Source organism: Shinella curvata, from assembly GCF_022899935.1.
In the GTDB taxonomy this organism is placed as follows: domain Bacteria; phylum Pseudomonadota; class Alphaproteobacteria; order Rhizobiales; family Rhizobiaceae; genus Shinella; species Shinella curvata.
In genome coordinates this window covers 12,839-28,098 of record NZ_JALJCJ010000002.1, presented here as the reverse complement: position 1 = coordinate 28,098, position 15,260 = coordinate 12,839, and the positions used below count along the sequence as shown (strand labels likewise).

Sequence of the window (15,260 nt, the reverse complement as noted above, 5' to 3'; positions counted from 1 at the left end):
GATTGTTCGAAATCTTGGACAGTGAAATCGGTTTTACCACACTTATCTGGGCAAAATGACTGACGATATAAATGGTGAGGGACCAGCTTATTTCCAAGCGGCCCACAGGACAAAATCGATGCCGGTAGAGATCAAGGATATGACGTTCGACAAGGTGGCCATCGGCCCCGTGTCGGTGCGCGTCTATCAGGGCGCCGAATACTCCAAGGGCGCGCCTGTCCTGCTCTATTTCCACGGCGGCGCCTTCACGGAAACCGGGCTCAGGCATTGCCCGCTCGCCGAATGCATCGCCTCGACCGGCGCTATCGTCGCCGTGCCTGACTACAATGCCCTCGGCGGCGGCGTCTTCCCCAAGCCGCTGGAAGTCGGCTTCTCGATCTTCTCCTATCTCGCCAAGAAGCGCGCCGGCCTCGGCGACCGCAAGTCGCCGCTCCTCATCGGCGGCGAGGAGGCGGGCGGCAATATCGCGGCCGGCGTGGCGCTGAAGGCGCGCGATCACTTTGCCGACGAACTCGACGGCCAGGTGCTGCTCTCGCCGCTGCTCGATCCCTTCATGGCCAGCCGCTCCTTCCGCGAGGCCGACGCCATCGGCATGCGCCAGCGCTGGGCGGATGGCTGGAGCCACTATCTCAGCGGCGGCGTGTGCCACCCCTATGCCGCACCCTCTCTGTGTTCACGTCTATCCGATCTTGCCCCGGCGCTCGTGCTGACGGCAGCGGACGATCCGCTGCACGACGAAGCACTGGGCTATGCCGATCGCCTCGCCCAGGCGGGCGTCAAGGTTCAGCAGCATGTCCTTCCCGCAGGAACAGGCTGGCCAACGATCTACAGCGGGACATCCAATGGAACCGGGCCATGGGCCGGCAATCTTGCCAGCCAGTTTTCCGGTTTTGTTCAAAATATTAGCATTAACTGATTTTACGGAACCCAAAGCATAGCGTGGCCTGAGGCCACAAGGAGAAAACAATGTTATCGAAGCGCAAACGCTGGGCCCTCACGGGCACCGGCCTGGGTCTGGCTGCGTCCATTTTCGGCGCCGCCCTGATGGTTCAGGTTCCAAGCAAGCCCGCCAAAGCCGAAGCTGCGGCGACGGCCGAAGTGCCCGCCGTACCGGTCACCGTCGCGGTGGTCGAGAACAAGAATGTCGTGACCTGGCAGGAGTTTTCCGGTCGCCTGGAAGCCATCGACCGCGTGCAGATCCGCTCGCGCGTCGCCGGTGCCATCCAGTCCGTCGATTTTCGCGAGGGCGCGCTGGTAAAGGCCGGCGATCTGCTCTTCACGATCGATCCGCAACCCTTCCAGACCGCGGTCACCCAGGCCGAGGGGCAATATGCCTCGGCGGAAGCCCGCGTCAAACTCGCGAAAACGCAGCTTGAACGCGGCGAACGCCTCGCCCAGAGCAACAGCGTCTCGCAGAGCGATATCGACCAGCGCCAGAACGCGCTCTCCGAAGCGCAGGCGAGCCTCAAGACGGCGCAGGCAGCCCTCGACGCCGCCAAGCTGGAACTCAGCTATACCGAGGTTCGTGCGCCGGTCTCCGGCCGCGTCGGCAAGGTGGAGATCACCACCGGCAACCTCGTCGCCGGCGGCTCGGCCTCCCCCGCGCTGACGACGCTGGTCTCCGTCGACCCGATCTATGCCGGCTTCAATGTCAGCGAAGAGACGGTCGCCGCAGCCCTCGCGGCACTGCCCGCCTCCGAAGGCGCGCTCCAGCCGATCGAGCAGATCCCGGTCGAAGTCGGCACGCTTGCCGACGAGGGCACGCCGATCCGCGGCAAGCTCCAGCTCATCGGCAACGAGGTGGATGCCGCCAGCGGCACCATTTCGGTGCGCGCCGTCTTCGACAATCCCGGCGGCAGGCTGATCCCCGGCCAGTTCGTGCGCATCCGCATGGGCGAACCGAAGCCCGAGAGCAAGATCCTCGTCAGCGAAAAGGCCGTGGGCACCGACCAGGACAAGAAGTTCGTCTTCGTCGTCGACAAGGACAACAAGGTCACCTACCGGCCGATCGTGCTCGGCAGCCTTTCGGGCGGCGAGCGCATCGTCGAAAGCGGGCTCGCCAATGGCGACAAGGTCGTCGTCAACGGTCTGCAACGCGTGCGCCCCGGCGTCGTGGTCGATCCGCAGGAACAGGAAAGCGTCGCCTCCGTGAAGTAACGGCGGCCGGCGGGGCGCAGTCGCGCCCTGCCCCGTAACCCAAGCAAATCAATGTCCGCCGGCGGAGCTATGCCCGCCGGACAGGACCGTTCGTCCGAATTTCATCCTGGAGAGGGTGCTAACATGAACATCTCCCGTTTCTTCATCGATCGCCCGGTCTTTGCCGGTGTGCTGTCGATCCTCATCGTGGTCGCCGGCCTGATCGGCATGCGATCACTGCCGATTTCCGAATATCCCGAGGTCGTGCCGCCCTCCATCGTGGTGCGCGCCGTCTATCCGGGTGCCAACCCCGTCGTCATTTCCGAGACCGTCGCGACACCGCTCGAAGAGCAGATCAACGGCGTCGAGGACATGCTCTACATGAACAGTCAGGCGACGTCGGACGGTGTGCTGACGCTGACCGTCACCTTCAAGCTCGGCACGGACCCGGACAAGGCCCAGCAGCTCGTACAGAACCGCGTGTCGCAGGCCGAACCGCGCCTGCCGGCGGAAGTGCGCGCGCTCGGCGTGACGACCGTCAAGAGTTCGCCCGACTTCATCATGGTGGTCAACCTCGTCTCGACGACCGACCGCTATGACGTGACCTATCTGCGCAACTACGCCACGCTCAACATCAAGGACCGGCTCGCCCGTATCGAAGGTGCCGGCCAGGTGCAGGTCTTCGGCGCCGGCGACTATGCGATGCGCGTGTGGATCGATCCGCAGAAGGCGGCCGAACATGCGCTGGCCGCCAGCGACATCAGCAACGCGATCCGCGAACAGAACGTGCAGGCCGCCGCCGGCATCATCGGCGCCTCCCCGACGCCGAACGAAGTGAACCTCCAGCTCAACGTCAACGCCCAGGGCCGCCTGCGCACGCCGGAAGAGTTCGGCAACATCATCGTCAAGACGGGCGCATCAGGCGAAATCACCCGCCTGCGGGACGTCGCCCGCGTCGAACTGGGCGCGGCCGACTACACGCTGCGCTCGCTGCTCGACGGCCAGCCCGCCGTCGCCATCGCCGTGCTCCAGGCGCCGGGCTCGAACGCCATCGAGATCGCCGACAATGTGCGCGCCACCATGGACCAGCTCCAGCTCGCCATGCCCGACGGCGTGAAATACGAGATCGTCTACGATACCACCGAATTCGTGCGCGCCTCCATCGACAAGGTCGTCGATACCCTGCTCGAAGCCATCGCGCTCGTCGTGCTCGTCGTCATCGTCTTCCTCCAGACCTGGCGTGCCTCGATCATCCCGCTGCTCGCCGTGCCCGTCTCGATCATCGGCACCTTCGCCGTGATGTATGCCTTCGGCTTCTCGGTGAACGCGCTGACGCTGTTCGGCCTGGTGCTGGCGATCGGCATCGTGGTGGATGACGCGATCGTCGTCGTCGAAAACGTCGAGCGCAACATCGAGAATGGCCTCAGCCCGCGCGAAGCGACCTACCGCGCCATGCGGGAAGTCTCCGGCCCGATCATCGCGATTGCGCTGGTGCTCGTCGCCGTCTTCGTGCCGCTCGCCTTCATCAGCGGCCTGTCCGGCCAGTTCTACCGCCAGTTCGCCCTGACCATCGCCATTTCGACGGTCATCTCGGCGATCAACTCGCTGACACTATCCCCGGCACTCGCCGCCCTTCTGCTGAAGGATCATCATGCGCCGAAGGATTGGCTGACCCGCCTCATGGATGGCCTGTTCGGCTGGTTCTTCCGCGGCTTCAACCGCGCCTTCAACGCGGCCGGCAACGGCTATGGCCGCACCATTGGCGGGCTCGTCACGCGCAAGTCGCTGGTCATGATCGTCTATCTCGCCCTCGTCGGCGCCACCTACACGGTGTTCAATGCCGTGCCGGGCGGCTTCGTGCCGGCGCAGGACAAGCAATATCTGGTGGGCTTCGCCCAGTTGCCCGATGGCGCGACCCTCGACCGCACGGAAGAAGTCATCAAGAAGATGAGCGACATCGCGCTGGCCCAGCCCGGCGTGGCACACGCCATCGCCTTCCCCGGCCTGTCGATCAACGGTTTCACGATCGGCTCCAATTCCGGCATCGTCTTCGCCGTGCTCGATGATTTCGAGGAGCGCAAGACGCCGGATCTCTCCGGCGGCGCGATCGCCATGCAGCTCAACCAGAAATTCGCCGGCATCCAGGACGCCTTCATCGCCATGTTCCCGCCGCCGCCGGTCAACGGTCTCGGCACGACGGGCGGCTTCAAGCTGCAGATCGAGGACCGTGCAGGTCTCGGTTATGCCGCGCTCAACGACGCCACGCAGGCCTTCCTCGGCAAGGCCTACCAGACGCCGGAACTGGCGGGCCTGTTCTCCAGCTTCCAGATCAACGTGCCGCAGCTCTATGCCGATCTCGACCGGGCCAAGGCCCAGCAGCTCGGCGTCAAGGTGACGGATGTGTTCGAGACGCTGCAGATCTATCTCGGCTCGCTCTATGTCAACGACTTCAATGCCTTCGGCCGGACCTACAGCGTGCGCGTCCAGGCCGATTCCGCCTTCCGTGCCAAGCCGGAGGATATCGGTCAGCTGAAGGTGCGTTCGCAATCCGGCGAGATGATCCCGCTCGCCGCCCTCCTGAAGGTCGATGCGACGACCGGCCCGGAGCGCACCACACGCTATAACGGCTTCCTCGCCGCCGATATCAATGGCGGGCCGGCGCCCGGCTTCTCGTCGGGCCAGGCCCAGGCCGCTGTGGAAAAGATCGCCGCGGAAACATTGCCCGCCGGCATCGATTTCGAGTGGACGGACCTCACTTATCAACAGATCCTCGCCGGCAATTCGAGCATCGTCGTCTTCCCGCTGGCGCTGCTGCTGGTCTATCTCGTGCTGGCCGCCCAGTATGAGAGCCTGACGCTGCCGATCGCCATCATCATGATCGTGCCGATGGGTGTGCTCGCGGCATTGGCCGGCGTCTGGTATACGGGGGGCGACAACAATGTCTTCACTCAGATCGGTCTCGTGGTGCTGGTGGGACTATCCGCGAAGAACGCGATCCTGATCGTCGAATTCGCGCGCGAACTGGAATTCGAGGGCCGCACGCCGATGCAGGCGGCGATCGAAGCCAGCCGCCTGCGCCTGCGCCCGATCCTCATGACCTCCATGGCCTTCATCATGGGCGTCGTGCCGCTGGTGCTCTCAACGGGGGCGGGTTCCGAAATGCGCGCCGCCATGGGTCTTGCCGTTTTCTCCGGCATGATCGGCGTCACCTTCTTCGGTATCTTCATGACGCCCGTCTTCTACGTCCTGCTGCGTCGTCTGGCCGGCAATCGCCCGCTCGTCCAGCACGGCCGCTCGACGATGGCCGACGAAGCGGAAGGCGTGGCAGCGCCCCAGCATTGACAAGCCGCTCGCGCTCGCGCGACGAAACGATCCGGGCCGCAACTGCGGGCCGGATCATCGGCGCCTGGCGCTCCCCACGCAGACGGGTGAGAATAAGCCCTTCGAAAGTCGACCATTCAGATGCGCGCGAACGACCCATTCGATCCTGCCTGCTCACCTGACATATGCATCAGACAAGACGCTCGCTTCGGCGGGCGTTTTCGTTTGAGGCTTGCCGTCGGCACAACGGTATATGCCGGCATTTTCAGGCAGAGGGCTCGGTGATGCCATGAAACGCCACGCGGATATGCCTCAGCCGGCACGACGACGATTCAACGCTGCCAAACGAGGCCGTCGATCTTTTCCCGGAAGGCAAAACGCACCAGATGGGTTTCAATGGCTGACTGAGCCCATGCGACGATCTCTTCGCTCGGGGCCTTCACGACCAGTTGCAGACCGTCCGCCTTTGCCTCGAAGGTCGCGACACCACCGTTGAAACGGCATTCGCCATGGGTGTCGGTGTACTGAACGTCGACCTTGTGGGCAAAGTGCTTGCACATCTGGACCAGATATCTGGATGCAAATTCAGTTTTCATCACTGCGGTGGCTTCGATCATACGGCCGCTCCTGTCATCGGTTGCTACGCCCTCTCGAGGGTCGAATGTCTCGATCATTGTCAGCGGATGACGATCAGCGGGCCGACCCGCGTCACTTTCACACCCAGCGCCTGGCGAAGGAAGGCAAGAGCCGACGCCGTGTCGGAGACGGTGATCGTGCCGCTCACCCGGCGGTTTGCGAGCCCGCTCCCGGCAAGAACGATCCGGCCGGAGAAATGGCGGCCGATCTCCTCGACGACATAGGAAAGCGGCGCGTTTTCCACAGCGAGCTGGCCGCGCTGCCAGGCGAGCGCCACGAGACCGTCCACGGGCTGGATCTCCGTCTTTCCGCTGGCTCTCTCATAGGTGGCCTGCTCGCCTTCGGAGAGGCGCATGGAGGGCGAACGTGTATCGCTGGTTTCAAGCAGAACGGTGTGCTCGGTGACCGTAACCCCCGTATCCAGAGCGCCATACCGGACATCGAAAGCCGTGCCGAGAGCCGTCACGCGCGTATCTCCAGCCTCGACGGTAAAGGGCCTCGAGGGCGCAGGCGCGACCTTGAAGAACGCCTGACCGCGCAGCAGCCGGATCGTCCGGCGTTTTTCATCGAAATCCACGGCGATCGCGGACGACGCGTTCATCTGCACGACGGAGCCGTCCTCAAGGGTCAGAATCGGCATTTCGTCGATGCCGGACATAGCGTCGGCGCGCAGGCGCATCGGCCCGTCGAGGGCAAGAAACGTCGCGGCGGCGCAGCCAAGGAGCAGCATGGCCGACGCAACGGGCTTGGCGCGGCTGCGCGGCTCGGTTCTGGTATTCCGCAAGGCCGGATCGGACTGGATGGCAGACCGGGCATCTCCCATCAGCGTCTCGGCGAGCCGGTATGTGCGACAGTTTTCCGGATCGTCCAGCCAATCCTTGAAATGCGCCTTCTCCTCCGCGGGTTGCGCGGGATCACGGTTGCGCAACAGCCAGTCCGTTGCCTCCCTGTTGCGTTTTCGCTGAATTTGATTGGCACGGTTGCCCCGCATCACCTTCTCCCGGAGCCTCGCTCTACCATCTAGACGATTGGCATCGCCCGTTCGGGACTCTTAATCGATCCAAAGAGGACGGTCGAGGCAATGCGCCAAACCGTCCAGCGCAACGTCAATCCGCCCGAGACTACAACGGCACGCAAAGGGGCGTTCCGGCAACGGGATCGCGAATGACCATCGAGCGCACCCCGAACACATCGGCAATCGTGTCCTGCGAAATCACGTCCGATGGGTGACCAGCCGCGGCAATCCTCCCATCCTTCAACAGGACGACATGTTCGGCATAACGTGCCGCCTGATTGAGGTCGTGCAGCACGGCGACAACGGTCTTGCGATGATCACGCACGAGGACCGTGATCAGGTTCATCAGCTCGATTTGATGCGCAAGGTCGAGAAAGGTCGTCGGCTCGTCGAGCAGCAGCACCTCGCTTTGCTGCGCCAACGTCATCGCAATCCATGCGCGTTGCCGCTGGCCGCCGGAGAGCGTATCGAGAGGCGTATCGGCCAATGTCGTGGTGCCGGTCAGCATCATCGCCTCCTCGCAGGCGGCCTGATCGGCTTCGGACCAGCGTCCGAAGAGCGAGCGATGCGGGTAACGCCCCTGTTGGACGAGATCGCGCACCGTCAGCCCCTCGGGCGCCACCGGCCCCTGGAGAAGCACGCCGACACGTCGCGCCATCTCCCGCGCACCGAGTGTCGCGATGCTTCTGCCATCCAGAAGAATGGACCCGCCCGTGGCTCTCATGAGACCTGCGAATGTGCGCAGGATCGTGGATTTGCCGCTGCCATTGGGCCCGACGAGCGCGGTGAAACGACGCTCCGGCACGACAAGATCGAGGTCTTCGACGATGCGGCGGCTCCCATAGGCAATGGACACGCCCCGCCCGGCTATTTTTGCGGATCTGTTGCTTTCATCCACGGGCATGGCGGCGTTTCCACAAGAGAGAGGCGAAAAAGGGGGCTCCGATCAGCCCCGTCACGATCCCGGCCGGAATCTGGACCGGCGCGATGACCAGCCGCCCGAGGAGATCGGCGGCCACCACGAGGATCGCCCCGCACAGGGCGGCCACGGGCAGAATTCTCGCGTGCGACGGGCCGACCAGCCGGCCTGCGACATGGGGCGCGACCAGCCCGACGAAACCGATCAGCCCCGCCGCGGCGACGGCAGCTCCTGATATGAGCGTGCAGAGTACGATCATCAGGCCGCGGGTCCGATCGACCGGCTGGCCGAAGCTTTTTGCCGTGTCGTCCCCGAAACGGATCAGATCCAGTTCGCGCGAGGCCATCCAGGCCAGCGCAAGCGGAATGACCAGCCAGAGGAACAGGAAACGCACCTTGGCTAGGCTGGCGTCATAGACGCTGCCCGCCAGCCAGATCATCGCGCGCTGGACATCGCCGATATCGCCAAAGGCCGAAAGGAAGGTCGTGGCGGCGCCGGCCAGCGAACCAAGGCCGATGCCAGTCAGTATGATGCGCAACGACGAGGTTCCGCCGCGCCATGACAGAAGGAACACGGCAGCCGCCATCGCGGCCGCCCCTGCGAAGCCGGCAACGGGAGGCAAAAGAGCCGGCGGGTCCTGCAGGAGCACGATGACGGCCATCACCGCAACCGCAGCACCGCTGTTGATGCCCAGAACGCCCGGCTCGGCGAGCGGATTGCGCATGATCGCGAGCGTGATCGTGCCGGCCGTCGCGAGGGCGGCGCCGACGAGGGCGGCAAGCAGCACACGCGGAAGCCGCAGATCGAAGACGATCATGGCGTTGCGGGAGGTCCTGTCGTGCGATCCGGTGAGCGTTTCCCAGAGATCCTGCCGGGACAAGGCGACGTCACCCAGTGCAAGGCTGGCGATCACCAGTCCGGCAAGGATGATCACGAGGACAAGAAGGCAGCGCGTCATGATCCGCCCCCTGCACGGCTGCGCGCCAGCCAGAGGAAGAACGGCGCGCCGATCAGGGCTGTCGTCACACCCACGGGAAAATCCTGGCTCCCGAAGATCATGCGGCCGGCAAGATCGGCGACCACGACAAGCAGCGCGCCACCGACCGCACTGAAAGGCAGGACCCAGCGATAGTCGGCACCGATCGTCAACCGCACGATATGGGGAACGACCAGCCCGACAAAGCCGATGGGCCCGGCAAGCGACACGGCGCTGCCGGCCAGCAGGATGACGACGGCGATGGAAACCGACCGCCAGACCGCCTGATTTTGTCCCAGCGACCGCGCGGCTTCCGCTCCAAGGCTCAGGGTCACGAGATGACGCCCGAGGAACAGGCCTGCCGCAAGCCCAGTCAGAATGTAGGGTGCCACCGCAGCGTTTTGCGCCATCGTCCGGCCGGTCACCGATCCCGCGGTCCAGAGGCGGACGGCATCGAGCGTGTTCTGGTCGAAGATGAGTATGGCGCTCGTCAGTGCCGTCAGGAAGGTCGCAACGATGGCGCCGGCGATCACCAGCCCGATCGTCGAATGCCCCGACGGGCCGAAGGATCCCATCCCATGGACGAGCAGCGCGGCGGCGCCCGCACCGCCGAAGGCATACCACATATAGACATCGCCGGTGCCAGTCCCGAAAAGCGTCATGACCAGCACGACGGCAAACGCGGCTCCGGCATTGATGCCGAGCAGTCCCGGCGAGGCAAGAGGATTGTTCGTCACCACCTGCATGATGACGCCTGAGACGGCAAGCGCGCTGCCCGCGAGCACGGCGGCGAGCACGCGCGGCAGACGGATCAGCATGACCAGCAGGTGTTCCCGCGACCCGTCGAAGCCGACAACCGCATGCCATACGGTCGCAAGCGGGATATGCCTCGCACCCGATGCGAGCGACCACAGCACAGCGGCAACGAGCAGGCAGAACAGCAGAAGCAGGCCCAAAGGCCTGCCTCCGTCATTCGCCATGCGACGTGCGGTATTCATGCCGTATGGGCGGATCATCGATCCGCCAGGATGTAGCGTTCGATGTCGTCGAGGATGCGATGTGCGGAGGCGATGCCGTGGAAACTCTGCCAGGTCGCCCGGTCGACCCGGTGGGCTCGGCCATTCTGCACGGCCGGCAGAAGCTGCCAGAGCGGGTTGTTCGTTACCTCCTTCTCAAGCGCATCGTCCGGACCGCTCTCGAAGCCGCTGGCGGAGACATAGAGGAGAATATCGCCATCGAGATTGGCCAATTCTTCCCAATCCGGCCGCTTGACGATCGTGCCGTCCGTCACCGTCTCATAAGCGGTGCGCTTCACGCCCGCTTCGTGCAGAACCGAAAAGGGCGCGTAGGCGGCAGGACCGTCGAGGAAAACGACGAAACGGCCCGGTGCGAAGCGGACGGTGGACACGGTAAGAGCCTTGTCCTTCATGCGCTCGCGGATCGCGGCAACACGCGTTTCATAGGCCGCGAGCGCGTCGTCGGCCACTCCCTCGCGGCCGGTGATCCGCGCGATGCGCTGACGATAGATCTTCCACTCGGTGTGATCGAGGAAGACCGTCGGCGCGATCTTCGACACCGTCTCGTATATCGCGGCATGCCCCTCGGTGCTGCCGATGATGAGATCGGGTTTCAGAGCCGCGACACGCTCCAGACTGGGTTCGCGCGGATTGCCGAGATCCACCATTTTCGCCTGTTTGACGGCATTCAGCACCTGTTCGTCCTGGATGGCCATGTACGGCGTGGCAACGACAGGTGCCTCAAGTTCGATGAGAAGGCCGAGCGTCAGCAATGGATCGAGCGTCACGATCCTCTTTGCCTCGATCGGCACGCAGACCGGCGGCTTGTAGACACCTTCCGTTATCTCCCGTCCCTGGCAGGCGGCACTCGCCAGGGAGAAGGAAGACAGAAGGAACATGACGATCAGACAAAAACGCAAGGCAAACACCGTTTCGGAGGGATGCGGATGACGGTCGCGGGGCTTTCACCCCGCGACACGATCAGAACTTGGCGCGGACATTCAACCCGAACGACCGCCGCGCACCGGCCTGGCCGAAGGGCAAGGCGGCATCGGGATCGACGATGGTGAAGTATTTCTCGTCGGTGAGATTTTCCGCGAAGGCGGTGATCTCCCAGTTGTCCTTCTTGAACCCAGCCTGGGCGTTCACGAGGAACCGGGAGTCGATCTTGTACATGCCCTTCGTGCCAAAACGCGAATTGTAGTCCGTGGTATATTTGGCGTCCGCGCCGACATAGACGCCGTTCTCGAACTCGTATCGGCCACCGAAACCGACGGTCCATTCCGGCGCTTCCGGGAAGGACTTGCCGGCCTGATCGCCGAGGCCGCCATGGTTCCATTCGAGGAACTTGGTGTTCAGATAACCGATCGACGCGAATGCCGAGAATTGATCGGTAACCTGATAGTTCGGCTCGATCTCGAAACCCCAGGCGCGCGAGGAGGCGGCATTCTCCGTGACGCGATAACCCGGTATGTCGGAGCGCGGCCGGATCTCGATCTGCTGGTCCTTGTACTTCGTATAGAAGAGGTTGGCATTCAGCGTCAGCCGGTCGTCGAGCAGCATCCCCTTGTAGGACAGCTCGTAGCTCTGCGAATGTTCCGGATCGTATGTGTCGATCGTGTAGATGGGCGCCTGGCTGCGGTTGACATAGGAGCCGCCCGAACGGAAGCCCTGCGAATAGGTGACGCCGACCTTGTGGCTGTCGCCGAACTCCTTCACCAGGCCGACTTTCGGCACGAAGTTGACCTCGTTGAAGGACGAGGTGCCGTTCGGCGGCGACCAAACCGGATCCGTGCCGTGGAGAACCATGGAGTTCAGCTCGGTGTTCTTTTCCTTCAGATAATCGACGCGGCCGCCGACGGTCGCAAACCACGTGGACGCGAACTCATAGGTCGCCTCGCCGAAGACAGCGAGGTTCGTGGTGGTGCGATTCTGATCGTCGTCGAGCTGGTAGATCACGCCCGGCATGAAATCCGGATAGGGCTCCGCGATGAAGCGCGATGCGCCGTCGAAGACCTGGTGGCTGCCGAAGACCCCGGCGACCCATTTCCAGCGGTCCGCCTCATAGTTGAGACGCAGCTCTTGGGTGACGATGGAATCGTTGTCCGTACCCCAAATGCCTGTCACATAGCCGGGCGTATCGCCATCGACCGAGCGCCGATTGTTTATACCGTATTGGAAACCTGTCTGCGAGGTGACGCGCAGCGCATCGGAGATATCGTGCGTTACTTCGAGGCCGAGATTGTGGACTTCGGTCCAGCGATACTCGGTATAGGTATCAGGGTTGTTGTTGAAGTCGCCGCGCCCGTCATAGAGCCCGACCAGACGGTCGTTCGGACGATCCTTCGAGTAGGAATAGGTCGCGACCGCGCGGGTCTCTGGCATTTCGGACGGCGTGATCAGCACCTTGGCCCTGATCGTGCCGCTGATATCGGTGGTCAGGTCGTCGTAGCCGGCATAGTGGCTGAAATTCGAGTAGCTGACATCGGAGCGCGAGCGCTCGAAGGCACCGGCTATGCGCAGCGCGATCTGGTCTTCGGCCAGCGGCGTGTTCACGACGAAAGCGCCACCGACGAGATTGTTGCTGCCGACAGTGCTGGAAAGCTCCACTTCCTTGTCGAAGGTCGGATCCTTCGATTTGATGTAGACCGCACCCGACATGGCGGCGCGGCCGGAAAGCGTCGACTGCGGGCCGCGATAGACCTCGACCTGCTCGACATCCCAGAGGTTGCGGGCGCCGAAACGCGCATTGTAGCGGGTCTGGAGGATGCCATCGACATAGAGCGAGCCGACCGGCGCACCACCGGGGACGAAGCCTTCGGAACTCATGCCACGGATGACGAAGCCGGAATTGACCGTGGCGCTGTCCAGCACGTTGGCAAGGCGGCGATAGGCATCCTGCGTATGCCGGATCTGACCATTCTGGATTGCCCGGGCATCGACGATACCGACGCTTGCAGTCGTGTCGTTCAACGTCGTCGCCTCGCGCGCGCCGTAGAGCGTGATCGCTTCCAGCATGGTCGCGCTCTCATCGACCTCACCGGTCGCGGCACCGGTTCCCGCCGGATCGATGCTCAGCGTCACCTGATTGCTGCCGGCGAACCGCGCATCCACACCGGTGCCTGCCAGCAGGGTGTTCAGCGCCTGCTCGGGCGTCAGGTTGCCGCGCGCGCCCGCCGTCGATTTTCCCTCTGCAAGCGACGCGTCATAGAGGATCTGCAGGCCTGTCTGGGCAGCAAGACTGTTCAGCGCGGGCGTCAACGGACCGGCGGGCACGGTGATAGAGCGAGCCGTGGACTGTGGCTGCAATTGTGCCTGAGCGGCGGCCGGCGCCGCTGCGCCGAGCGCAAGAGCTGCAGTCCCGGCCAGAAGCATCGCCCTGACGGAAAAACGCATATTCATCAAAACCCCCAATCCATGCAGCGTTCAAGGCGCCGCAGTCCACCAATGGAGCGGATCACACCCACTCAACGGCTTTGACGATTGGGTTTCCCGATTTGGGACTCCTGCCGTTCGATGTTTTCCAGAACCGCCCGGTCCGGTTCGGTGCGGGAGCGCCGCGTTCAGCAATTTCGCGGGTGCGCACCGCTCCACCGCTGAAGCCGGCGCAGGCCTGACCTTCGGCATGTGAGAAAGCTTCGCGCCCTATCGCGCACGAGGCGAGCGGGCATTCGCCCCCCGGGAAGGGCTCCCGGGCGGCATGACATTCCATCGCTCGCCACCCGTAAAACCAGAGTTGACGGGACAGGCTGCCGTAACGTCCTGCGGTGTCAGCACGCACAGGAGCTCCATCACCATGCAGGGATCGAGGTTTGCGGTCAGCCCTTTTTGCAGAGGCTTCGTGCATTAAGCAGCCCCCAGCCATAGATTCTGTCCCTGCCAGGACTGCCGATATCCTCGGCGGACTTCATCAGGTCTGCCTGGACTTCGCGGGGTGAAAGACCGGGCCTTGCGCTGAGGAGGACAGATACGGCGGCGGTGACGAAGGGAGCAGCGAACGACGTGCCGTTCTTCTGCCGGGCACCCGACACCGATGCCGCCGTCCAGACCCCGACACCAGGCGCGGCGATGTCGATATGGTCTCCCCGCACCGCACGGCGATAGGGATTGCGGGCCTTGTCGACCGCCGTTACGGCGATCACGTCGTCATAGGCGGCCGGATAGACCGGCTCCGCATTCGGTCCATCGTTGCCGGCTGCCGCGACAAGGATCGTTCCGCGGCCGACAGCAGCCGCCACCGCCCGCTGCAGTACCGCATTGGCCGGCCCCGTGAGGCTCAGGTTGACCACCCGGACATCGCGCTGGGTCAGGAGATCGAGCGCGCGTACGAGGTCGTAGACATTGGCGATGTCCGTCGTCTTGCGGAAACGCTGGAAGGCATCGACGGCGACGATCTCCGCATCCGGCAGAAGGCCCGGCACGCGGCTGCCGGGGGCGCCGACCAACAAGGCGGCGACAGCCGTGCCGTGCTGCTCGCCCGAACCCGTGTCTTTTCCGCCGCCAAGGCTCAACACCTCCAGCCGCGCCTTTGCGAGCACCGCGTGCTCGGCATTGATCGCAGTGTCGATGAGGCCGATGCGCTGAGGCTTGAGGCAGGCCATGCCGCTCCCGTCGCCGCCGGTCGGCCAGCCGACCAGATGGCGTGCCAGGTTGCAGCTTTCCCGCATGCAGGCTGCCTTTTCAACCTTCGCCGACTGCGACTGGTAGAAGTGGTTCAAATCCACCGTTGCGGTGGCGCTGCGAGCGGAGACGGCGGCGCGCGCGGCCTCGAGCGTCATGCCTCGGGGGACAAGGAGGCGAACCATCTCGCCGCCGATCAGCGCGACCTCGATGCGGCTGTCGATGACAAAACCGTCCTGCGTCAGGCCGGCAATCGCGCCGTCATCGAGACCCGTCGCAACGATCTCGTTCGGCGCCTGTTTCGGTATCACGACCGACCGACGTACGGGCGCACGACGGGCCTGGCGTTCGGACCGGGAGAAGAGCGGGCGCAGGATGCGTGGTATCTCGAAGCGGCCGTTGCCTCCACGGTCGCCACGATGACCGCTGCTGCCACCGCCACGGCCACGGCCACTGCCGCCGCCATCATCACCGCCATCATCGCCGTCATCGGCAAGGGCCACGGCAACGCCTGGTGCGAGACCGCCCTGCGGCGCTGGCAGGGCAAGAATCCCCACCATGACCAGCACGGCGAGGAAGGAAAAGCGTGCTGTTTTGTCCACAAGGCGGCTCGACATGGTC

General features: G+C 64.0%; 11 protein-coding genes. 3 read left to right on the top strand and 8 right to left on the bottom strand.

All coding sequences use genetic code 11. The features are described from left to right. The first annotated feature begins 118 nt into the window (after positions 1-118). From MUU55_RS06100 to MUU55_RS06090, 3 genes are all read left to right on the top strand, one after another. The gene (locus tag MUU55_RS06100; protein ID WP_244759902.1) at positions 119-916 is read left to right on the top strand and encodes an alpha/beta hydrolase fold domain-containing protein; all 798 of its coding nucleotides are present in this window, start codon (positions 119-121) and stop codon (positions 914-916) included. A gap of 50 nt (positions 917-966) precedes the next feature. Next, positions 967-2,157: an efflux RND transporter periplasmic adaptor subunit gene (locus MUU55_RS06095; RefSeq protein WP_244759901.1), complete on the top strand. Its 1,191-nt coding sequence runs from the start codon at positions 967-969 to the stop codon at positions 2,155-2,157. A gap of 123 nt (positions 2,158-2,280) precedes the next feature. After that, positions 2,281-5,478: an efflux RND transporter permease subunit gene (locus tag MUU55_RS06090; RefSeq protein WP_244759900.1), complete on the top strand. Its 3,198-nt coding sequence runs from the start codon at positions 2,281-2,283 to the stop codon at positions 5,476-5,478. A gap of 311 nt (positions 5,479-5,789) precedes the next feature. Here MUU55_RS06090 and MUU55_RS06085 read toward each other — a convergent pair whose 3' ends face one another. The 8 genes from MUU55_RS06085 to MUU55_RS06050 form a co-directional block, all read right to left on the bottom strand. After that, complete coding sequence (locus MUU55_RS06085) at positions 5,790-6,074, bottom strand: DUF2218 domain-containing protein (RefSeq protein ID WP_244759899.1); 285 nt, start codon at positions 6,072-6,074, stop codon at positions 5,790-5,792. Positions 6,075-6,133: 59 nt separating this feature from the next. Continuing rightward, positions 6,134-7,084: a FecR family protein gene (locus MUU55_RS06080; RefSeq protein ID WP_244759898.1), complete on the bottom strand. Its 951-nt coding sequence runs from the start codon at positions 7,082-7,084 to the stop codon at positions 6,134-6,136. 130 nt (positions 7,085-7,214) lie between these two features. Then, positions 7,215-8,012: an ABC transporter ATP-binding protein gene (locus tag MUU55_RS06075; protein WP_244759897.1), complete on the bottom strand. Its 798-nt coding sequence runs from the start codon at positions 8,010-8,012 to the stop codon at positions 7,215-7,217. Then, positions 7,999-8,985: a FecCD family ABC transporter permease gene (locus tag MUU55_RS06070; protein ID WP_244759896.1), complete on the bottom strand. Its 987-nt coding sequence runs from the start codon at positions 8,983-8,985 to the stop codon at positions 7,999-8,001. The genes MUU55_RS06075 and MUU55_RS06070 overlap by 14 nt, the downstream gene beginning before the upstream one ends. After that, complete coding sequence (locus MUU55_RS06065) at positions 8,982-10,001, bottom strand: FecCD family ABC transporter permease (protein WP_244760876.1); 1,020 nt, start codon at positions 9,999-10,001, stop codon at positions 8,982-8,984. The genes MUU55_RS06070 and MUU55_RS06065 overlap by 4 nt, the downstream gene beginning before the upstream one ends. A gap of 14 nt (positions 10,002-10,015) precedes the next feature. Continuing rightward, positions 10,016-10,948, bottom strand: coding sequence for an iron-siderophore ABC transporter substrate-binding protein (locus MUU55_RS06060; protein WP_342346047.1), 933 nt, complete (start codon positions 10,946-10,948; stop codon positions 10,016-10,018). 52 nt (positions 10,949-11,000) lie between these two features. Continuing rightward, complete coding sequence (locus MUU55_RS06055) at positions 11,001-13,421, bottom strand: TonB-dependent receptor (RefSeq protein WP_244759894.1); 2,421 nt, start codon at positions 13,419-13,421, stop codon at positions 11,001-11,003. Between the two features lie 416 nt (positions 13,422-13,837). Then, entirely contained in the window at positions 13,838-15,256 is a 1,419-nt protein-coding gene (locus MUU55_RS06050; protein ID WP_244759893.1) for a S8 family serine peptidase, read from the bottom strand. Between the last annotated feature and the right edge of the window lie 4 nt (positions 15,257-15,260).

Excerpts from the sequence above, each read along its gene's own strand:
- MUU55_RS06070 (WP_244759896.1), bottom strand. The coding sequence starts at position 8,985 with ATGACGCGCTGCCTTCTTGTCCTCGTGATCATCCTTGCCGGACTGGTG.
- MUU55_RS06075 (WP_244759897.1), bottom strand. The coding sequence starts at position 8,012 with ATGCCCGTGGATGAAAGCAACAGATCCGCAAAAATAGCCGGGCGGGGC.
- MUU55_RS06100 (WP_244759902.1), top strand. The coding sequence starts at position 119 with ATGCCGGTAGAGATCAAGGATATGACGTTCGACAAGGTGGCCATCGGC.
- MUU55_RS06085 (WP_244759899.1), bottom strand. The coding sequence starts at position 6,074 with ATGATCGAAGCCACCGCAGTGATGAAAACTGAATTTGCATCCAGATAT.
- MUU55_RS06080 (WP_244759898.1), bottom strand. The coding sequence starts at position 7,084 with ATGCGGGGCAACCGTGCCAATCAAATTCAGCGAAAACGCAACAGGGAG.
- MUU55_RS06090 (WP_244759900.1), top strand. The coding sequence starts at position 2,281 with ATGAACATCTCCCGTTTCTTCATCGATCGCCCGGTCTTTGCCGGTGTG.
- MUU55_RS06055 (WP_244759894.1), bottom strand. The coding sequence starts at position 13,421 with ATGAATATGCGTTTTTCCGTCAGGGCGATGCTTCTGGCCGGGACTGCA.
- MUU55_RS06065 (WP_244760876.1), bottom strand. The coding sequence starts at position 10,001 with ATGAATACCGCACGTCGCATGGCGAATGACGGAGGCAGGCCTTTGGGC.
- MUU55_RS06050 (WP_244759893.1), bottom strand. The coding sequence starts at position 15,256 with ATGTCGAGCCGCCTTGTGGACAAAACAGCACGCTTTTCCTTCCTCGCC.
- MUU55_RS06095 (WP_244759901.1), top strand. The coding sequence starts at position 967 with ATGTTATCGAAGCGCAAACGCTGGGCCCTCACGGGCACCGGCCTGGGT.